This is a genomic window from Halomonas binhaiensis (genome assembly GCF_008329985.2).
Classification (GTDB): Bacteria; Pseudomonadota; Gammaproteobacteria; order Pseudomonadales; family Halomonadaceae; genus Halomonas; species Halomonas binhaiensis.
Genome location: NZ_CP038437.2, coordinates 3,317,183 through 3,337,494, shown reverse-complemented (window position 1 = coordinate 3,337,494; position 20,312 = coordinate 3,317,183). Strand labels below are relative to the sequence as shown.

At 58.6% G+C, this 20,312-nt stretch carries 17 protein-coding genes; 10 read left to right on the top strand and 7 right to left on the bottom strand.

Annotated elements, in window-relative coordinates; translation table 11 throughout:
• The first annotated feature begins 2 nt into the window (after nucleotides 1-2).
• A complete protein-coding gene (locus E4T21_RS14595) occupies nucleotides 3-1,844 on the top strand; it encodes an ATP-binding protein (protein ID WP_149285756.1) in 1,842 nt (613 codons plus the stop codon).
• Between the two features lie 156 nt (nucleotides 1,845-2,000).
• Here E4T21_RS14595 and E4T21_RS14590 read toward each other — a convergent pair whose 3' ends face one another.
• Nucleotides 2,001-2,390: an ester cyclase gene (locus E4T21_RS14590; protein ID WP_149285755.1), complete on the bottom strand. Its 390-nt coding sequence runs from the start codon at nucleotides 2,388-2,390 to the stop codon at nucleotides 2,001-2,003.
• A gap of 28 nt (nucleotides 2,391-2,418) precedes the next feature.
• Nucleotides 2,419-3,438: a DMT family transporter gene (locus E4T21_RS14585; RefSeq protein WP_240349161.1), complete on the bottom strand. Its 1,020-nt coding sequence runs from the start codon at nucleotides 3,436-3,438 to the stop codon at nucleotides 2,419-2,421.
• Nucleotides 3,439-3,495: 57 nt separating this feature from the next.
• Between E4T21_RS14585 and E4T21_RS14580 the strand changes: the two genes are divergently transcribed.
• The 3 genes from E4T21_RS14580 (at nucleotide 3,496) to E4T21_RS14570 (ending at nucleotide 6,835) form a co-directional block, all read left to right on the top strand.
• Nucleotides 3,496-4,398, top strand: a complete 903-nt coding sequence (locus tag E4T21_RS14580; protein ID WP_149285754.1) for a LysR substrate-binding domain-containing protein — start codon at nucleotides 3,496-3,498, stop codon at nucleotides 4,396-4,398.
• Nucleotides 4,399-4,503: 105 nt separating this feature from the next.
• On the top strand, nucleotides 4,504-6,612 hold the full coding sequence (fusA, locus tag E4T21_RS14575; RefSeq protein ID WP_149285753.1) for an elongation factor G: 2,109 nt from the start codon (nucleotides 4,504-4,506) through the stop codon (nucleotides 6,610-6,612).
• A 13-nt stretch (nucleotides 6,613-6,625) separates the two neighbouring features.
• Nucleotides 6,626-6,835, top strand: a complete 210-nt coding sequence (locus tag E4T21_RS14570) for a type II toxin-antitoxin system VapB family antitoxin (protein WP_149285752.1) — start codon at nucleotides 6,626-6,628, stop codon at nucleotides 6,833-6,835.
• Between the two features lie 228 nt (nucleotides 6,836-7,063).
• Here E4T21_RS14570 and E4T21_RS14565 read toward each other — a convergent pair whose 3' ends face one another.
• The 5 genes from E4T21_RS14565 to E4T21_RS14545 form a co-directional block, all read right to left on the bottom strand.
• Nucleotides 7,064-8,491 carry a sodium:solute symporter family protein gene (locus E4T21_RS14565; RefSeq protein WP_149285751.1) on the bottom strand — a complete coding sequence of 476 codons (1,428 nt, stop codon included), beginning with the start codon at nucleotides 8,489-8,491 and terminating at the stop codon, nucleotides 7,064-7,066.
• Between the two features lie 511 nt (nucleotides 8,492-9,002).
• Nucleotides 9,003-10,205, bottom strand: coding sequence for an acetylornithine deacetylase (gene argE / locus E4T21_RS14560; protein WP_149285750.1), 1,203 nt, complete (start codon nucleotides 10,203-10,205; stop codon nucleotides 9,003-9,005).
• Between the two features lie 87 nt (nucleotides 10,206-10,292).
• Complete coding sequence (locus E4T21_RS14555; RefSeq protein ID WP_149285749.1) at nucleotides 10,293-10,967, bottom strand: DUF1028 domain-containing protein; 675 nt, start codon at nucleotides 10,965-10,967, stop codon at nucleotides 10,293-10,295.
• Nucleotides 10,964-11,389 (bottom strand): RidA family protein, encoded by a 426-nt coding sequence (locus E4T21_RS14550; RefSeq protein WP_149285748.1) that lies wholly within the window; start codon nucleotides 11,387-11,389, stop codon nucleotides 10,964-10,966. The genes E4T21_RS14555 and E4T21_RS14550 overlap by 4 nt, the downstream gene beginning before the upstream one ends.
• A gap of 14 nt (nucleotides 11,390-11,403) precedes the next feature.
• A complete protein-coding gene (locus E4T21_RS14545; RefSeq protein WP_149285747.1) occupies nucleotides 11,404-12,774 on the bottom strand; it encodes a flavin-containing monooxygenase in 1,371 nt (456 codons plus the stop codon).
• 224 nt (nucleotides 12,775-12,998) lie between these two features.
• On the opposite strand from E4T21_RS14545, the gene E4T21_RS14540 reads away from it, so the two are divergent.
• From E4T21_RS14540 to E4T21_RS14515, 6 genes are all read left to right on the top strand, one after another.
• Nucleotides 12,999-13,934 (top strand): LysR family transcriptional regulator, encoded by a 936-nt coding sequence (locus E4T21_RS14540; RefSeq protein ID WP_149285746.1) that lies wholly within the window; start codon nucleotides 12,999-13,001, stop codon nucleotides 13,932-13,934.
• A gap of 403 nt (nucleotides 13,935-14,337) precedes the next feature.
• Nucleotides 14,338-15,807: an aldehyde dehydrogenase gene (locus E4T21_RS14535; RefSeq protein WP_149285745.1), complete on the top strand. Its 1,470-nt coding sequence runs from the start codon at nucleotides 14,338-14,340 to the stop codon at nucleotides 15,805-15,807.
• Nucleotides 15,808-15,905: 98 nt separating this feature from the next.
• Nucleotides 15,906-17,324 carry an APC family permease gene (locus tag E4T21_RS14530; RefSeq protein ID WP_149285744.1) on the top strand — a complete coding sequence of 473 codons (1,419 nt, stop codon included), beginning with the start codon at nucleotides 15,906-15,908 and terminating at the stop codon, nucleotides 17,322-17,324.
• 80 nt (nucleotides 17,325-17,404) lie between these two features.
• Nucleotides 17,405-18,814, top strand: a complete 1,410-nt coding sequence (locus E4T21_RS14525) for an aminotransferase (RefSeq protein ID WP_149285743.1) — start codon at nucleotides 17,405-17,407, stop codon at nucleotides 18,812-18,814.
• A 176-nt stretch (nucleotides 18,815-18,990) separates the two neighbouring features.
• Nucleotides 18,991-19,680: a DUF899 domain-containing protein gene (locus tag E4T21_RS14520; protein ID WP_205423396.1), complete on the top strand. Its 690-nt coding sequence runs from the start codon at nucleotides 18,991-18,993 to the stop codon at nucleotides 19,678-19,680.
• Nucleotides 19,661-20,272, top strand: coding sequence for a DUF4256 domain-containing protein (locus tag E4T21_RS14515; protein WP_240349160.1), 612 nt, complete (start codon nucleotides 19,661-19,663; stop codon nucleotides 20,270-20,272). Before E4T21_RS14520 ends, E4T21_RS14515 begins: the two co-directional genes overlap by 20 nt.
• Nucleotides 20,273-20,312 lie beyond the last annotated feature (40 nt).

Genomic DNA, 20,312 nt, shown 5'->3' with positions numbered 1-20,312 from the left:
TTATGTTTACACCGGAAGAAGAGTTAAAAATAGGACAAATTGTTGAAGTATCTGGAAATAATGTTAAAGTTGAGATATCTGATACAATATCTGAGTTATCCAGAACCTTCAATGGCCGCGTTTACCCTATTGGGCAAATAGGTAGTATGGTGAAAATTCACTATGGTCGCAAAATAATTTTTGGCCTAGTAACAATGCTCAGAATGCGTTCAGAGGAGTTAATTGAATCAGGAATTCCCGTAAACGCTGATTCAGATCAACGCGTAATGGAGGTGCAGTTACTGGCTGAAGGAAGTTGGAACAACATCAGTTCCAAATTGGCTTTTAAACGTGGCATCAAAACTTATCCCTTACCTCAGCAAGGTGTATTTCTACTAACTAACGAAGAAATTTCTTTTGTGTACCGTTCGGCAGAAGGCACAAGAGATGAATCCGTTGATCCACTAGTTCCTTTTGCAGTTTATAGCGCATCTGAATCTACAACATGTAGAGCCAACATCAATAAGATGTTTGGTATGCATTGTGCTGTTCTTGGTTCTACAGGGTCAGGAAAATCAGGCACTGTAGCAGCGATTATTCATAGTGTACTGTCTCATAAAAATAATGATAAAGAGTTGTCACCTCAGATTGTGGTTATTGACCCTCATGGAGAATACGGTTCAGCATTTAAGACTAGAGCAGTCCAATACCGTGCGTATGACATTGCAGCGGGTGAGGATGGCCAAGAAGAGATAAAGCTTCCTTACTGGTTAATGGCTAGCGATGAGTTTACGAATCTAGTTATTGGAAAATCCGAGAGAAGCGCCACTAGCCAAAATAATGTAGTTCAAAAAGCACTTGCACATGCAAGAATGGTTATTGCCGGAATTGTAAAGCCTTGCCCAAGAGAATTTGGTTCAGAGACTTTGAGTCATCTAGACAATATTGATGATCCAGATTTTTTTGATGGTAAAGACGCTTCAGATATCCTGGAGTTTGATCGAGACAAGCCCAGACCATTTTGCTTGGATGAGTTTGAGAGTCATGTGCGGTATATACAAGGTGGTAGATTCAAAAAAGGATCAAAAGTTATAGAACCATTACCAGCATCAGATTCTGGCATGACTTATGTATCATCAGTATTAGATAAGTTAAAAGTTCTTCGAAGAGATAATCGGCTTTCATTTATGATGGAATGTTGGCGAGATTACAAAGATCAAATAAAATTACACGAGATTTTGAACCAGTTTGTTGGTACACCAAAGCAGGAAAAGAAAGATATCCGAATCATTGATATTTCAGGGCTTCCAAATGAAGTTGCAGGCCCGCTTACTGCATTGATTGCCCGACTGCTTTTCCAGTATAAGGTTTTTCAAACGCAGGATGAAAAAGAAAAAGATCCTATTTTACTGGTGTGTGAAGAGGCACATAGGTATGTCCCTGATCATGGAGAAGCGCAATATTCAGCAGCTCAAGGCGCAATAAGGCGCATTGCAAGAGAGGGGCGAAAATACGGAATTGGACTAATGTTGGTAAGCCAGCGACCCGCTGATGTAGACAGTACTGTAATATCACAGTGTGGTACGTGGGTCGTTTTAAGACTTACAAATTCTGCCGATCAACAGCATGTCGCACGCTTCTTACCAGATGGGTTATCTGGCATGGTTGGTGCACTACCTATTTTATCTCAGCAAGAAGCAATATTTGTTGGCGAGGGAGCTGCTCTACCTTCCAGAGTAAGAGTCAAAGATTTAAAAGAAGAGCAATTACCGAAGTCGAATACGATTCCGTTTGCTCAAGGGTGGGCTAGTGATCGCTTATATCTGGAAAAATTAAAGGAAATATCTGAGAGAATGTGCAGCTAATAAAAGCGTTATAACAAGGCGCTGCACACGGGTAAATTACTCGCTTCGCTCCCAATTTACCGGTGAGTGCGGCGTTATATCAGCATTGCCTCAACGTCCGCTTTTGGCCGAAAAGAGACGTCAGTCTCTACTAGACCCAAAGCCCCGCAATCTGCCTCATATCTGCTCTGCAATGGCACCCTTGTCGATGATCGACCAGACGTTCTGGATCTTTCCATCCTCATCGAATTCATAGAACACATTCTCTTCGAATTGTACGGGCTTGCCGTTGACCGGCAGCCCGAACAGCATGCCGGTGGGTGTGCAGTTGAACACCAATTGGCTGGCGATGTGTGGGGGCTGTGAGACGAGCAGGGCGACGTTGAAGTAAAGATCCGGAATGGCCGCAAAATCTCCTTCCAGCATGGCACGGTAGCCGCTCAACCCCAGGGTTTTGCCATTGTGGCTGACGTTCTCGCTGACATAGCGCCCCAGGCTGTCCCAGTCCTGTTGGTTCAGGCACTCGATATAACCGCGATAGCGGGCCGACAGTTCGTCGCTGTTCATTGCTTTACCTTATTGAATGGCACCCCGCTCAATGTAGCTGGGCGGGGTCATCCTGCAAGTCGATATCCATCTCTGGCCGTTTGTTGCTGAGTCTCCGTGCGCTGGCTTTGGCTCCGGCGCTGGCGACGATGCTGCCCCATACCACCAGGCCGGCGGCTATCGGCAGGCGCCAGTCTGGTGCGGTCACTCCGGCCAGCATCAGGAACAGGGTGGCCAGCACCGGCACCGCGTGGGCCAGGTTGCCCAGGCGCTGGGCCTGGGGTGCCTGCAGGGCTCGTTCCCATGCCAGCATGGCGATGCCGTAAGGGCCGAGACCGAGCACGGCAGTGGCCAGCAGTGCCGTGGGTGAAGGCATGGCGCTCATTCCTTCGAGCGCCAGGCTGGCGGCACCGGTGATCAGGCTGGCGATCAGCAGCAGGTGTGGCAGGCGCTGGCTGAGGCGATAAGCCGGGACCTGGCAAGCCAGGGAATAGAGCGCCCAGCACAGGGCGGCGGCCAGTGCCAGCAGATAGCCATGCCAAGGTCCGGAAAGACCGCTCGCCAGCGCTTGGGGAGCGACCAGCAAGGCCGCGCCCGAAAATGCCAGCAAGGCGCCGATAAGCGTGGTCAGTGTCAGGCGCCTTGTGGTCAACCACTGGCTCGCCAACAGGAAGAACACCGGCCAGGTATAGGCAATCAGGGCCGCTTCGGCGGTCGGGGCGAGGGAAAAGCTCATGAAGCAACCGCCCACCGCCACCGCAATCAGCAGGGAGACTCCAGCGTAGACCACCAGCCCCTGGCCGAGCGGTTGATCGGATTCGCCTCGGCGGCGTCGGCGCGCCATGGGCAGGGTTGCCAGGGCACCGGCCAACAGTGCCAGGGTGGAGAGCCGCAGCGGCGGCAGCCCCTCGGCTGAAGTCACCAGCAGGGGGATCAGCGCCCACAACACCACTGCCAACAGGGCGGCGCCGGTGCCGTGCCAGATGGAGGGATAGGGATGGGGCGTCTGGGCCTGCATGGTCGAAGCTCCTGCTTTCCGGTGGATGACGGCAGCAGCATAATCAGCCATGATTCATCATGAAAACGATCTTTATTGATTTCATTCATCAAGATGGGTGATGTATTGATGCGTGCCCCGACTCTCGACCTGACCTTGCTGCGTACTTTGGTGGCGGTCGCCGATACCGGTGGTGTCACTGCCGCCGCGCGACGGCTGGCCTATACCCAGTCCACCGTCAGCATGCAGTTGCAGCGTCTGGAAGAAGCGTTGGGCGTGGCGTTGCATGAACGGGAAGGGCGGCGCATGCGGTTTACGGCCGATGGTGAGCGCTTACTGGGGCACGCTCGCCGCCTGTTGGCGCTCAACGATGAAGCCCTGGCCGACATGCGCAGCAGGCGGGTGACGGGGGAGCTTAACCTGGGGATTCCAGAGGACTATGCGATCCTGCTGACCTCGGTGTTCTCCTGGTTTCATCAGCTCTATCCCGAGGTGCGTCTGCAGGTGACCTGTGGCAACAGTGCTTCCCTGGTGGAGCAGGTGCGTGCCGATGAACTGGACATGGCGCTGGTGACCCGCCAGCGCCATGCGCCCGGGGGCGAGGTGATCCGCCGCGAGCCGTTGACTTGGGCCGTAGGGCTGGAACGTCAACCCCCGCTCACTGATCCCTTGCCGCTGGCGCTTTACTCGCCCGGCGTCGACTGGTGCCAAGAAGTGGTCGAGCAGGCATTGGCCACGACGGGCCGCGACTGGCGAGTGGCCTATACCAGCCAGTCCATGGCTGGCCTGACACCGATGGTTCAGGCCGGCCTGGCCATCGTGGTGGTCACCCGCAGCATGCTGACCGCGCAGTTGCGAGTGCTGGACGAGAGTAGCGGTCTGCCACCGCTGCCTGCCGTGGAACTGGCCTTGCACCTGGCTGCGCGGCGTCCCACCGAACCTGCCCGGCGTCTGGCCGAGTTGATTCGCGAAGAACTCTCGCCTAGAGGTGATGGGGAACGGCGCAAAGAAGAAAGACGCAAAGAAGGGTGAGGAAGTTGGCCGTTTCTCGAAAGGAATCTGGCCATTCGTCGATAGATCCGATAAGCGCTCCAGCTGCTACCCTTTTAAGGCTGCCACTGCCTGGAGGGTGCTCCGATGAGCGACGTCGAACGAGGTCCCGAACGGATTCGCAATATCGCTCTGGCCGGCCAGGCCGGGGTAGGCAAGACGCGATTGGCCGAAGCGCTGCTGGAGGCGGCTGGAGAAAGTGAAACCAGCCAACTGCGCAAGGGCACTCCCCTTGGCGATAGCCAGGCTCAGGAGGCCATGCTCGAACACTCCATCACCGCCACGCCCATGGGGCTCACCTGGGGCGAGGCGCATATCAATCTGATCGATACGCCTGGTTACGCCGACTTTCAGGGCATGGCGCTCTCCATTTTGCCTGCCGTGGAAACGGTGGCCGTGGTCATTGATGCCGAACGTGGTATCGACGTCAGTGCCCGGCGGATGATGCAGTGGCTCGCGGAGCGTGGTCTGTGCCGGCTGATCGTCATCAATCGTATCGATACCGCTCCCGAGCGCTTGCCGGCATTGCTGGAAAGCCTGCGCGACCAGTTCGGGCCGGAATGCTTGCCTCTCAATCTTCCGGCTCAGGGAGCGAGTCGAGTGGTGGATTGTTTCTTCGCTCCCGATGGCGAGTCGGATTTCGGTTCGGTGGCGGATGTCCACGAGATGCTGGTGGACCAGGTCGTGGAACTGGATGAAGAGCTGATGGCGCTATATCTGGAGCAGGGCGAGGCCCTTGAGCCGGCCCAACTGCATGATCCTTTCGAGGCCGCCCTGCGCCAGGGCCATCTGGTGCCGATCTGCTTTGTCTCAGCGACCAGCGGCGCCGGGGTCGTGGAACTGCTGAATGTCTTCGAACGCATGATGCCCAATCCGCTGGAGGGCAACCCGCCTCCTTTTTTACGCGCGGAGGTCCAGAAAGAGACAGGGCTCAAGGAAGAGGCAGAACTCAAGCAAGAAACCGAGATCAAGCAAGAAACCGAGTTCCTGGCCCAGCCTGATCCCGAGGCCCATGTGCTGGCGCATGTGGTGCGTATCGAACATGACCCTTACCTGGGCAAGGTGGCCTTGTTTCGCGTGCATCAAGGCACTGTTACTCGCGACACTCGGCTATTTGCCGGGGACGCCCGCAAGCCGTTTCGAGTGGGCACGCTATTGCGCTTTCAGGGGCGTCGCCCTCAAGAGGTGGAGCGTTGTGGGCCCGGCGAACTCTGCGCCTTGACCAAGGTGGAGGAAGCTACGCTGGATAGCGTGCTGCATGATTCCCACGATGAAGACCATATCCGCTTGCGTCCGGTGGCTCTGCCGGCACCAGTATTTGGCCTGGCGATTCAGACCACCCGCCATGGCGATGAGCAGCGCCTCTCCGAAGCTCTGGCCAAACTGGTGGAGGAAGATCCGGGGCTTGAGGTCGCGCGGGATGGCGTGACGCAGGAAACGGTGCTGCGGGGGCTCGGCGAGCTGCACCTGAATACAGCCCTGGAGCGACTCGGCCAGCGTTTCAGGATAGAGGTGACGACCAGCATACCTTCCATTGCTTACCGCGAGACCATCGCCGCGCCTGCAGAAGGACACTGCCGGCACAAGAAGCAGACCGGTGGCGCTGGCCAGTTCGGCGAAGTGTTCCTGAAGGTGGAGCCCCTGTCCCGAGGGGCTGGCTTCGAGTTCAGCGATACCATCCGCGGCGGGGCTATTCCGTCATCGTTGTTGCCGGCGGTGGAGAAAGGCGTGCGTCAGGCCATGTCCAGCGGTGCCCTGGCAGGCTATCCGCTGCAGGACGTACGCGTCACGGTGCTCGATGGTAAGACGCATCCGGTGGACTCCAAGGAAATCGCCTTTGTGATTGCGGGTCGCAAGGCTTTTCTGGATGCCGTGGGCAAGGCCAGCCCTCTGGTGCTGGAGCCTTTGGCAGAACTCGCCGTGGATGCTCCCGGTGGCGCCATGGGCGATCTCACCGCTGATCTCACAACAAGCCGCGGGCGTATTCTCGACACCCGTAGCCTGGGGGACCAGGTCAGCTTCCAGGCTTTGGTACCGCTCGCCGAGGTGCTCGATTATCCGAGCCGCCTCAATGCCATGACCGGCGGAGCCGGCACCTACAGCCTGCGGTTCAGCCACTATGAGCCGGTACCGGAGAGCGTGCAGAGGCGATTGATCAAGGCGTATCGTTCACCTGATGACGAGCAGGATCATTAGATGAGGTATTGCCATGCGCATCACTATCACGATGGATGACGCCTTATACGAACAGGCGTTGGAAGTGGCCGACCCGGGACTGGATAAACCGTCGGACCTCTTGCGAGAGGCGTTGAAGACCTATGTGCGTGTACAGGCAGCCCGTCGTCTTGCCGCCCTAGGCGCTGCTGCACCGGACACGCAGGACATACCGCGCCGTCGCGAGGAACCGAGCGAGCCATGAGCGTATTCATCGACGCGAAACACGCTTGTGGACCCTGGATAAGCGCCTTCTGGAAATGGCTGGCCGCTTCGGCGTGACCTATTCGCCGTCCATGCACTAAAGAAACCATCACCAGGCTCCGTCGCCTGTCCCTATCTGTCACCTGGGATACTTAGGCTAGCCCTTATCTCATCTCTCCGAGCCCCCAGCCGCCAATGAACTTGGCGACTGGGGCAGGGGCGTTGTTCTTCAAGTAGCCAACGCGGCACTTTGCCGAGTGGCGAGGCTGACGCCGATGTAGCAGGCGGCGGAGGCGAGGCAGCCGTAGAGCGGGCCCTGTACCCAGCCGAGATCCGTGCCCAGCAACAGGTAGGCGCTGACGCCAAAGCCAGCGGCGATGGAGGCGAAGGCGCCGGTGCTGTTGCCCTGCCAGAAGGTCGAACACAGGGTGACGCCGAACAGGGAAGCCATCAGGGTGCCGTTGCCGAGGATGCCCAGCCACAGGATCATCACCGGTGGCAGATAGGCCATGCCGATGAAGGCGCAGATGCCGACAATCAACACCATCAGGCGGTTGAAGGTCATGGTGGTGGTGAAGCCTTCGTGTCGACCCAGGGCGGAACGCAGGTCGTAGGACAGCGCGGTCGATACGGTATGCATCAGCGAGTTGGCCGTCGACTTCATGGCAAACAGGATGAACAGCGTGATCACGCTCGACATCAAGGGGCCGACACCGTGTTCGAGGAAGGTCGGCATGGCCAGGTCGGCTGTGGCCAGGTCGGGGAAATAGGCCTTGGCATACAGCCCCGCCAGGGGTGTGAAGTTGAGCAGCAAACCCAGCACGGTGACCCAGATGCCCACCCGCGCCATGCTCACGTCCTTCTTGATGGCCAGGAAGCGTACCGACATGAAGGGCAGGGCAGCGGCCCACAGGAAGGCATAGGGCAACAGCAGAAACGCGGAGGCCGGGCTGTCGCCATAGGGCGCGCCAGTGGTGGGATTGGCAAATTCAGGATCGATGACGTTGAGCTTGCCGATCAGTTCGCCAAGCCCGATTTCGACGAACACCACATAAGCGATGATGCAGGAGCCCAGCACCATGCCCAGGACCATGACGGCATCGGTCCAGGCCACGGCACGCAGGCCGCCGAACATGGTGTAGCCGATGACCAGCAGCGTGATCAGCAAGGCACCCATGACCGGCGATACCCCGAGCCATCCCGATACCAGCAGGCCGATGGCCTTGATCTGGGATACCAGGAATACCCCCAGCAGCAACAGAATGATCAGCGCCACGATGCCTTGTAACCAGCGTCCTGCCTGTCCGGAGGAATGCGTCTGGGCGATGTATTCGGGGATTGTCCGGCTGCCCAGCGTAGCGGCCTTGCGGCGCAGGTAGTTGGCGAAGAACAGCGTGGCAATCAGGAAGGCCGGGGTATAGAAGGTGTTCGAGAACAGCTCGAGCGAGCCGTATTCATAGGCCACCCCGGGGGAGCCGATGAACACGAAGCCACTGTAGCCGGTAGCGACCAGGGTGGCTGCCGCGACGAAAGGGCCGAGAGAGTTGTTGGCCACCAGGAAACCGGATTCCTCCTTGTCTCCCGCGGCACGCATGGAATAGAGCGACAGGGCAATCAGCAGCGCGGCTGAAACCCCCAGCAGTAGCCAGTTCAACATCAGAGGGCTCCTTGAAACAGGGTTGTCGTTGTTGTGATGGATGGCTGTGATGAATTGCTGTGATGAATCAACTGCGCCGTTCGAGCAGCAGGGCCGCGACGGCCAGGCCCAGCGTGATGGCGGAAGCGATAGCGAATGCGAGGAAAGTCCAGGATTCCATGTCATCTCCTGTTGGTTGATGGTGGGCATGGGGCACGCCCGTCCCGTACCGCATGGCAGGCACGCAGCGGATAGGGAGCAGCATTATTGAAATGTGTCTGTGATTGGCAGTGCCGAGCAGCGCAAGCCTGAGTGCAGCTTGTGCCTGACAAGAGATGCCTAGTAAAAGAGATAGCTCGTCATGGGGAAGGGTCTCCGTTGTTGTAGGTGTTGTTGTAGGTGCTGCGAGAATTACGATAGCCCCAGGGCCTTGGTTAACTAAAATATTATTATTCGAACAGCATCCTCAGTTTTTTCTATGCAAGGGCGGTGCCAGGCAAGACAGCGCTGCCAGCCCTCCATTAGCTCTCCATCAACCCACCAGCAGTGAGCCGGTCGTCAAGCATTGCCGGGCTTCAGCACTTTCCAGAGCCGTGATAAGGCGCGCCAGAAAGGCGTCGCAGCGGGCCAGTTGGTCGCGGGTCACGAACTCGTCGGGCTGATGTCCCTGGGCCATGCTGCCGGGGCCGCAGACCAGGGTGGGAATGCCCAGTTCGTGCTGGAAAAGCCCGCCTTCGGTGCCATAGCCGATGCGTTCGCGGGTGCGGTCGTCGAGCAGCGCCAGAATGAATCCCACCAGCGCATCATCGTCGGCCATCGACAAGCCGGGATAGTCACTGAGCCGCTCCATGTGGATATCGGCGTCGGCATGAGTCTTGCGCATCTCGCTTGTCAACTTTGCTGCCAGAGCCATCAGTTCCTCGAGCAGGGCCTCGGGGTCATCCTCGGGAACATTGCGAATCTCCAAGTCGAGCTGGCAATCCTGGGGCACGATGTTCAAGGCTGCACCACCTTGGATCGTACCGACCTGAAGCGTGGTGTGGGGAATAGCGAAGCGCTCGTCGAAGGGGCCTAGCCTGGCCTTCTCAGTGGCCTTGTCCTCGACCCAGGCCACCAGCCGGGCGGCAGCATGAATGGCGTTGACCCCTTCCGGTGCCATGCCGGAATGGCAAGCCTTGCCACGTACATGCAGGCGTACCGCCAGCTTGCCCTTGTGCGCGGTGGCCAGGCGCATGGATGTCGGCTCGCCAACCACGCAGGCCACCGGCTGCTGCGGATAGCGGGCCAGGTCGGCGATCAGGCTGCGTACGCCCAGGCAGCCGACTTCCTCGTCGTGGGAAAACGCCAGATGGATGGGCACGGCAAGATCGGCCTTGACCATCGCCGGCACGGCGGCCAGCACGGCAGCGAGAAAGCCCTTCATGTCGGCGGTGCCGCGTCCATACAGGCGCTCGCCCTCGGCGGTCAGCTGAAAGGGCTCGAATTGCCATGCCTGGCCGGTGACCGGCACGGTATCGGTATGCCCGGAAAGCATCACACCAGAGCGATCTACCGGGCCGATGGTGGCATAGAGGTTGGCCTTGTCCCCTGTTGCATTGAGCACGCGACGAGAACTCACTCCATGACGCGTCAGGTAGCTCTCGATGAACGCGATGAGCGGTAGGTTGGAACGATGGCTGGTGGTATCGAATGCCACCAACTCAGCGAGCAAATCGACGGTAGATGCTTGCGACATGAGGAATCCGGCTCTGTTGAAAACGAGTGGGTCTGTCCGTGTGATGTGGGCGCTGATACGCTCGGCGCAGGCACTTTCGCTCAGAACCTAGCGCTGATCGCCCGGCACACCATAGGACGGCGACTGGTCCGGCTGTATTGCCCGGCACACATAGGCGTCGCGCTGGGGCAGATAGTTTTCCCAGATCATGCGCAATTCGCTCAAGGGGGCGATATGCCAGTCGACCCGCAGGTCGACCACTGGCCAACTGGCCTGATCGGTGACCTTCAGCCCTGCCGAGTAGACGGGCCCCATTTCCCCCCCGGCGGCCAGCCCGGCATCCATGGCCGCCAGCAAGCGTTCGGCGAGTTCACCCGTGTGGGCTTCGAAGGCCGCGACCATGGCGCTGATCACCTTGCTGTCTGCCAGCATATTGCCGCCGGCCACGCAGTCGCGACCCTGGCGGGTGGCATGGATACCCAGCGTCTCTGTACCGCTGTGCATGGCACTGCGACCCTGGCCATCGAGCACCTGCAACTGGCGCCACTCCGGGTACTGTTCGCTTTCGATGAGGCGGGCCAGCACCTGTTCGGCGTCCAGCCCTTCCTGAAGCAGTTGCACGCCAAGCAGGCCCAGCGCTGGATTGGTGACGTTCTGGGTCAGGACGACACCCCTGCCAGGCGCAATGAAGGGGCAACGGCTGGCCACGCAAATGCTCGAAGAGCTGATGGCGGTGCCGAACTGTCCGGTGTCGCGGCAGAAGCCGGCAATGGAAAAGGTCATAGCGCACTCTCCTGGTCGGGGATGACAGCGATTACGTCGATTTCCATCAGCCACTCGGGCTGGGCGAGCCCAGCGACCACCAGTCCTGTGGAGATCGGGAAGACACCCTTGAGCCACTTGCCCACTTCGCGGTAGACCGGCTCGCGAAAGCGCGGGTCGGTGATATAGGTGGTGGTCTTGACGATATGGCTCAGCTCGGAACCGGCTTCTTCGAGCAGTTGCTTGACGTTCTTCATGGCTTGCTCGGCCTGGGCGGCAGGGTCGCCAAGGCCAACTAGACGTCCCTCGAAATCGGTCCCGACCTGGCCGCGTACATAGAGGGTATTGCCCGCGCGAACGGCTTGGCACAAGTCGTTATCCAATGACTGATTCGGATACGTTTCCTTGGTATTGAACATGCGGATACGGGTATGCGTCGGCATCGACTTGGCCTCGATCAGTTGGCAGCTTGAACTTGCGGGTCCTGAGCCTGAGAGGCTCGAACGGGGGAGTCCTGAACGTCTTTTGAATCCTGAGCTTGTGAATTCTGAACTCGTGAATGCTGGGCCTGCGCGCTGTCGTGGTAGACGAAGTACTGGCGCTGCGTGGCGATGTGGTCGGCGATGAACTTGGCATCGTGCCACACCCCCCAGATGAAGCTGGAGCCACGCCGCGACAGCCAGGGCAGGCCAACGAAATAGACACCGGGCTCGCTCGATACACCACGCTGATGGCGTGGCTTGCCGTTGGCATCGAAGGCATCGACCTGCAGCCAGCTGTAGTCCACGGCAAAGCCGGTGGCCCAGATGATCGCAGTGATGCCGGCTTCGGCCAGGTCGAGCTGCTGCAGCGGATGGGTTACGCATTGCGGGTCCGGCAGGGTGGCACGGGCTTCCGGCTCTTCCGGGAGATCGAGGCCATTGCGGGCAATGTAGTCATCGGCGGCATCCAGCAGCGACAGATAGTTGTCATCACCGCGTGCCAGGTTCTCGGCCAGGTCCTGCTCGAAGGTCACTGTGCCATTATTGAAAGCCTGCGTGCGCCCGACCAGGGTGATGCCCTGATAGGCAAGGCGGCGGAAGTCGATGGTCTGGCCGCCACGCGCGCCACTGACTGCGATGGTGACGTGCTCCGTGCCTGGCTTCATGGCGGCGGCGTCCCATTCACCAAGCACTCCCAGCCACCAGCAGAAGTCACGGTTGCGGTAGGCACGGGGAGGGCGGTCGTGGGGCCCCACCGACAGATAGACCGACTTGCCGGAACGTTGCAGCTCATCAGCAATCTGCACGCCTGATGAGCCTGCTCCAACCACCAGCACCGCTCCCTCGGGAAGCTGTTGCGGGTTGCGGTATGCGCTGGAATGCAGCTGTGTGATGGACGCGTCGTCCGGTGCGATCGGCGGAATGATCGGACGCTGGAAAGGTCCCGTAGCGGCGACGACACGCTGGGCCTCGATCAACCCTTCGGAAGTCGCAATGGTGAAGCCTGGCCGGCCTTCATTGCGTTCGACCTTGTGGACTGCCACGCCTGTGCGAATGGGCGCATTGATCTTGCGCGCATAGGCTTCGAAGTACTCGGCCACCTGTTCCTTGGTGGCAAAGGCATCGCGGGAAATATCGGCAAATTCCATACCGGGAAAACGGTCGTGCCAGGCCGGGCCGTTGGCCACCAGCGAATCCCAGCGCGCGGTACGCCAGCGCTCGGCGATCCGCTCACGTTCCAGCACGAGATGAGGCACCCCAAGATTGCTCAGGTGTTCGCTCATGGCCACTCCTGCCTGACCGGCACCGACAACGAGCGTATCTATCTGGGTTGTCTTCTCCGTCATATTCCGTCCTCCAGTGGGCTGTTGTTATAAATAAACGTTATAAATAAACGTTATGAACTGACGTTATGAACCGTCTTTGTGAACTGACGTTATGAACTGGCGTTGTGCGGGTAGCTTAGGAGGACGCCATGCTTAGTTAAAATATAGTTATTCGTGGCTTTGGATCGGTTTTTTCTATGTAATGGGCTTTCGACATCAAACCCGACATCTTGATGGTGGTACCCATGTTTCACTTCACGCTAAAGCAGTTGCGCTACTTCACGGTGGCCGGTGAACTGTCCAGCGTTACCCTGGCTTCCAGGAAGCTGCATGTGTCACAACCTTCCATCTCTGCGGCGATTCAGCAGATCGAAGAAACCACCGGGCTGCAGCTTTTCGTGCGCCATCATGCCCAGGGTCTGTCGTTGACCCCGAGCGGAAAACAGTTGCTGGTGCGGGCCAAGCAACTACTGCGGGAGGCAGAAGGCCTGGAGCAGTTTGCGGTATCTCTGAGCGAGGACATTGCCGGCGAGCTGCGTCTGGTGGCCTTTCCGACTTTCGCACCGGTGTTCCTGCACCAGTTGCTGCGGCGCTATGCCGATGCTTACCCGGCGGTCAGCCTGCTGTGTCACGAAGAAACCCAGGTGGATATCGTCAAGGGGCTCAATCAGGGGGAGTTCGAACTGGCATTCACCTATGACCTGCAGATTCCGGTCAATATCGACTTCACGCCGCTGCATTGCTTTCCTGCCTATGCCGTGGTCGCCGAGGACCATCCCCTGAGTGGAAGAGGGCAAGTGAAGCTCGCCGAACTGGTCGAATATCCCATGGTGCTGCTGGATTGGCCGCAGAGCCGCGAGTATTTTCTGTCGATTTTCGAAACCCTTGAGCTGAAGCCCCAGGTGGCTTATCGCGCCAAGTCACTGGACATGATTCGCGGGCTGGTGGCGAATGGCTTTGGGTTTTCCCTGTTCAATACGCCCCTGACGACTGACAAGGCCTTCGATGGCCGACGCCTCACCGCCTTGCAGCTAGAGGATGACGTGCGTCCCTTGTCCATGGGATTGGCTTGCCTGAAAGGGCTGCGCTTGAGCCCCGCCGCCGAAGCGCTGCGTGACCTTGCATTAGGTAGCGACGTGACGGCCGCGGTACTGGGACACAAAGGCAGCAAGAAGCCATGAGCAAGCAGTGGTAAGTGATAGAAGCGGTAAGTGGTAGAAGCTGTAAGCCGTAAGCCGTAAGCTAAAAGCTAAAAGCTAAAAGCTAAAAGCTAAAAGCTAAAAGCTAAAAGCTAAAAGCTAAAAGCTAAAAGCTAAAAGCTAAAAGCTAAAAGCTAAAAGCGAAGGAGTCTTTACACGGCTCTGCGAAGTTTTTTGAATCATTGGCTTACGGCTTACGGCTTACGGCTTACGGCTTACGGCTTACGGCTTACGGCTTACGGCTTACGGCTTACGGCTTACGGCTTACGGCTTACAGCTCCTATCGCTTACGGCCCGCAGTCGTCTTCGTTGTATGTATCAACAATAACGATTCTGCGGCCTAGCTCACATAGCGAATGCGTGCCCTGCCCTGACCTGCCTACTGATGCCTACGGCTGCCTTTATTGATGGCCAACCTGTCAGCGCGGCGGATGGCAGTACGCTGACGACCTCAAACCCTGCCACAGGCGAAGCCTTGGCCGAAGTGGCAGCGTGCGATGCGGAAGATGCGGACCGTGCTGTATCTGCTGCTCGACGCAGTTTTGAAGCGGGTGACTGGTCCCAGGCGGCGCCGGTGACGCGCAAGGTCATACTGCAGCGTCTGTCGGCATTGATGATGGAACATTGCGAGGAACTGGCCCTGCTGGAGACGCTGGATACCGGCAAGCCGATCCGTGATGCCTTTGAACTCGATGTTCCCGGCGCGGCGGGGTGCTTCAACTGGTATGCCGAGGCGACCGACAAGCTGTATGGCGAGGTGGCACCCACCGCTGGCGATAGCCTGGCGACCATCACCCGCGAACCGGTGGGTGTCGTGGCGGCGGTGATTCCCTGGAACTTCCCGCTCGATATCACCGCCTGGAAGCTGGCGCCGGCACTGGCGGCAGGCAATAGCGTGATCCTGAAGCCGGCGGAACAGTCGCCACTGACGGCACTACGTCTTGCGGAACTGGCCAAGGAGGCCGGCATTCCCGATGGCGTGTTCAATGTGCTGCCGGGGTTTGGCCATACGGCTGGCCAGGCGCTGGGGTTGCATCCGGATGTGGATTGCCTGACGTTCACGGGCTCCACGATGACCGGCAAGCGCTTCCTGGACTATGCCGCGCGCTCGAACATGAAGCAGGTGTGGCTGGAGTGCGGGGGCAAGAGCCCCAACCTGATCTTTGCCGACTGTGATCTTGATGCTGCCGCCAAGGCTGCGGTTCAAGGCATCTACTTCAACCAGGGCGAAGTGTGCTCGGCCAATTCCCGCATCCTGGTGCAGCGAGAGATCAAGGATGCCTTCGTGGAGCGCTTCGTCGCGGCTGCCTCTCAACTGGTCGTTGGTGATCCGCTGGATCCGGCGACTGATGTCGGTTCGCTGATCGATGCCCAGCATGCCGACAAGGTGCGCGGCTACATCTCTCTGGGAGTGGAAGAGGGCGCGCGTCTGGCATTGGGTGAGGTGCCGGACAGTGGAGGGGCACGTGGTGAAAGAACGAGCGATGGAAAGCCGAGCGCTTTCGTCTCGCCGACCCTGTTCGAAGGCGTCACTCCACAGATGACCATTGCCCGGGAAGAGATCTTCGGTCCGGTGGCGGCGCTGATCGAATTTGCCGATGAGGACGAGGCGGTCGCCATTGCCAACGACTCTATCTATGGCCTGGCGGCGTCGGTCTGGACCCGGGACCTGTCCCGCGCACATCGTGTATCGAAGCGCCTGCGTGCAGGCACGGTGTCGGTGAATACCGTGGATGCCATCGACTTCACCACTCCCTTCGGCGGCTACAAGCAATCCGGTTTCGGCCGTGATTTATCCCTGCATGCGCTGGATAAGTTCACGCAGTTGAAGACGACCTGGGTTCAGCTTGGCTGAGTCTCTCCTGACGATGTTTGGTTGAGGCAAATGTCTCGCTGAAGCAGATGTCTCTCTGAAGCAATCGATAACCCCACAACAACAAGAGGGTTAAGACAATGCAAGATGCCGTATCCAAGCCGGCAGCGGTGTCCGCTGCCGCCCATCCTCCCCGGCATGCCGCTCGCGGTGCAGGGCTGGGTCTCAAATCCCTGATGGCGGTTGCCGTTGGTCTGGTGGTCTCGCAAGGGGTCATGGTGTTGATGTTGCAGGGGGTCGGTATTGCCGGTGCGGCCTTCATTGTCCCCTTGGCCATCGCCTGGGTGCTGGCGCTGTGTTACGCCGCGTCGTTTGGCGAGTTGTCGTTGATGATTCCCCGGGCGGGCAGCCTCAGTTCCTACACGGAAGTTGCTCTGGGGCACTTCCTGGCGATCATTTCGGTGTTTTCCGGCTACGTGGTAGTGGCCATGTTTGCGCTATCGGCCGAACTGCTGCTGGTCAACTATCTGCTTGGCGTGCTGTACCCGGCGATTGAAGGCACACAATACATTGCCTTCGCCATTCTTGCCGTCTTCACGCTGCTCAACCTGTTGGGCATTGATGTCTTTGCCAAGCTGCAGAATGTGCTGGCCTTTGCCATGGTGGTGGCGCTGACTCTGCTCGGTGTCAGTGCGTTGAGCGGCGGTTTTGCTCCGCACCAGTTCGGTGCTTCGCAACTGGCGGCCGATTTCAACCTGGGCGATGGTGCTCTCACGCTGATTGCGCTGGCCATCTGGGGCTATGTGGGTGCTGAGTTCGTCTGCCCATTGGTGGGCGAATCACGGTGTCCAGAGCGTCATATTCCCCGCTCGATGTACCTGGGGCTGACGCTGATCTTTGTGGTCTTTGCCTTGTATTGCCTGGGAGCACTGTTCTATGTGCCTCGGGACGTGCTGACCTCTGCCTCGCTACCGCACCTGGAATATGCCACTGCCGCCTTTGGTGGCTCCGGTACCTTGCTGCTGGCGGTGGCAGCGATCACGGCGACCTGCAGTACGGTCAATACGTCTCTGGCCGCGGTGCCGCGCATGCTGCAGGGCATGGCGGAGCAGGGCCAGGCCTTCCCGGTGCTGGGCTGGTTGACCCGCACGACCAGGGTGCCCTGGGTGGCGGTGCTGTTCGTTGCCGGGGTGACCGGCCTGCCACTGCTGATCTGGGGCAATGATCCAAGCACTGTCGGCCTGCTGCTGGTGTCTGCGGCCATTGCCTGGCTGATCGCCTACATCATTGCGCACGTCAACGTCATTGCCCTGCGTATTCGCTATCCCGAGGCGGAACGTCCGTATCGCTCTCCCTTCTACCCATTGCCGCAATGGGTCGGTATCGCCGGGATGGTCTATGCCATCGTGCATGCCTCTCCCGCGCCGGAGCTGACCGCAGCAGTATTCACCAATGCTGGTGTTGTGCTGGGCGTGGTCAGTGTCATTGCGGTGCTGTGGATCAAGCTGGTGATGCGCAAGCCGCTGTTTCGCCCTGAACCTTTAGAAAACCCTGCATAAATGTCTGCGCTACTCAATCTTTAGTCACAAGCGACAAATACAGAACAACACAACGAGTCAAGACAACGAGGAGTCATAACATGACCAGCCAGAATCCCGCTGCGAACTTCGTCAAACAGGAAGTCTGGGAGAAGGACCGCGATCACTTCGTTCATCCCTGGACGGATTTCTCGACCTTCAAGGAAAGCGGTTCCATGGTCTTCCAGCAGGCCGATGGTGTCTCGGTGCAGGATGCGGATGGCAAGCGTTACCTGGATGGCATCGGTGGGCTGTGGTGCGTCAACATTGGCTATGGCCGCGATGAGATTGCCGAGGCGGTCGCCGAGCAGATTCGCGCTATCCCGTATTTCTCCACCTTCGGGCACCACACGACGGCACCGGCGGCGCGTCTGGCGGCCAAGCTCGCGGAGCTGGCGCCGGGCGATCTCAACCATGTGTTCTATGGCTGTGGCGGATCAGTGGCCAACGACACGGCCGTGCGCCTGATCCACTTCTATTTCAACCAGCTCGGCAAGACCAGCAAGAAGCAGATCATCTCGCGCATCGATGGCTATCACGGCAGCACCTACATGGCGATGTCGATTACCGGAGTGCAGTTCGACCACATCGGTTTCGATGTCGAGCGGCAACTGGTGCATCACATCTCCTGTCCGAATCCTTATCGCCGTCCTGAAGAACAGAGCCTGGAAGCGTTCTGCGACGAGAAGGTTCAGGAACTGGAAGACAAGATCCTCGAACTGGGCCCGGATAATGTGGCGGCCTTCTTTGCCGAGCCGATCATGGGCGCGGGCGGTGTCATCGTGCCGCCGCCAGGCTACCACCAGAAGACCCTGGCGGTGTGCCGCAAGTACGATGTGTTGTATGTCTCCGACGAGGTGGTCACGGCCTTCGGGCGCCTTGGCCACATGTTCGCCTCCGAGGACGAGTTCGGCATCGTTCCGGACATCATCACCTGTGCCAAGGGCCTGACCTCTGGCTACCTGCCGCTGGGAGCGACGATCTTCTCTGATCGCATCTACGACGTGATCAGCAAGCCCCAGGCCGATGGTGCCCTGTTTACCCACGGCTTCACCTATTCCGGCCACCCGGTGAGCTGTGCGGCCGGCCTGAAGAATATCGAGATCATGGAGCGAGAAGGCATCTGCGATCACGTTCAGGACGTAGGGGCTTATTTCGAACAGCGCCTGCATGAGCTCAAGGCGTTGCCGATCATCGGCGATGTTCGTGGCCGCAAGTTCATGATGTGCCTGGAAAGCGTCGCGGATAAAACCACCAAGGAACTGATCGCCCCCGAAGCCAAGATCGGCAACCGCATCGCCGACGAATGTCAGCAGCGCGGCCTGATCGTTCGCCCCCTGGCGCACATGAACATCCTCTCGCCGACACTGATTCTTAGCCGGCAGGATGTCGACTTCGTGGTCGAGACACTGCGCGAAAGCATCGAAGCCGCCACCGAATCGCTCAAGGTCGACGGTTACCTGCCGCGCTGAATACTGATAGCTGAATACCAACAACCGTTCTGTTGATACCGCCGCCGCTGCCTGAACAAGGCGCGGCGGCGTTTTGGTTCAGGCCTGCGCTGAGCGTCGCTGAGTGTCGAAATCGACTACGCTCATTCGACGATGGAGTGCACTCTGAGCCCATCGGATCAACAGGAGTTCACGCCATGAAAACCAGCACTGTGATGGCTAACAAGAAGGCACTGCCGAAAGTGGCGTCACATGCCGAGTGGGATGCGGCCCGCACTGCACTGCTTGCCAAGGAGAAAGCAGCAACCCGGGCGATGGATGCCTTGGCGGCAGAGCGACGTCGCTTGCCCATGGTACCGGTGGAAAGGCACTACACCTTCACTGGGCCGGAGGGAGAGCTCTCCTTGATCGATCTGTTTCATGGTCGTCGGCAGCTGATCGTCTATTGCGCCATGCTGGAACCGGGCGCGGCGCCTTGCTCGGGTTGCTCGATGGTGATGGACAACATCGGTCACAACCTGGCCCATGTAAATGCCCGGGACACTACTTTTGTCTTTACCTCACCGGCCCCACAGGAAGACATCAAGGCACTGCAGCAGCGCATGAGCTGGAGCGCTCCCTGGTACACCGATCACGGCCGTCGCTTTGCCGATGATTTTGGCGCAGGAAAGGGGTTTGCTCTCAATGTGTTCATTCACGATGATGAACAGCGGATATATCGCACTTATTTCACCACTGATCGCGGCGGGGAGTTGTTCGACACCCATTTCAGGCTGCTGGACCTTACGCCGTACGGGCGCCAGGAAAATTGGGAAGACTCTCCCGAAGGCCGGCCGCAGACTCCGCCATATGAATGGTGGCGTATGCATGACGAATATTCGGACTGAACAACAGCACGATGAGATAAGCACCGAGAACTCACCAGGAGCCGTTATGCAGGCAGCACAGCGTGAAGCACTACTCGACACATTGAAGGCCCGTTTCGAAGCCAACATGGCTCGCCATGAAGGACTGGCATGGGCAGATGTTCAGGCCAGGCTGGAAGCCAATGCCGACAAGCTCCGGTCACTCAGCGAAATGGAAAGAACGGGCGGAGAGCCGGATGTCATCGGGCAGGATGCGGCGACGGGGGAATTCATCTTCTACGACTGTTCCGCGGAAAGCCCCAAGGGTCGCCGAAGTGTCTGCTACGACCGGGAAGCCCTTGATGCACGAAAGACCCATAAACCAGAGAACAATGCCCTGGATATGGCGGCTGACATGGGCATTGACGTGCTGACGGAAGCGCAATACCGAGAACTGCAGAAGTTCGGTCCGTTCGATACCAAGACATCCAGTTGGCTGGCCACACCGAATGAGATTCGCCAGCATGGTGGCGCGATCTTCGGGGACTACCGCTATGGCACGGTGTTCGTGTACCACAACGGCGTACAGTCCTATTACGCTGCCAGAGGATTCCGTGGCGCGCTCAAGGTGTAAGTGGGATCAAAAGTAAGTGAGATCAAAAGTAAGTGAGATC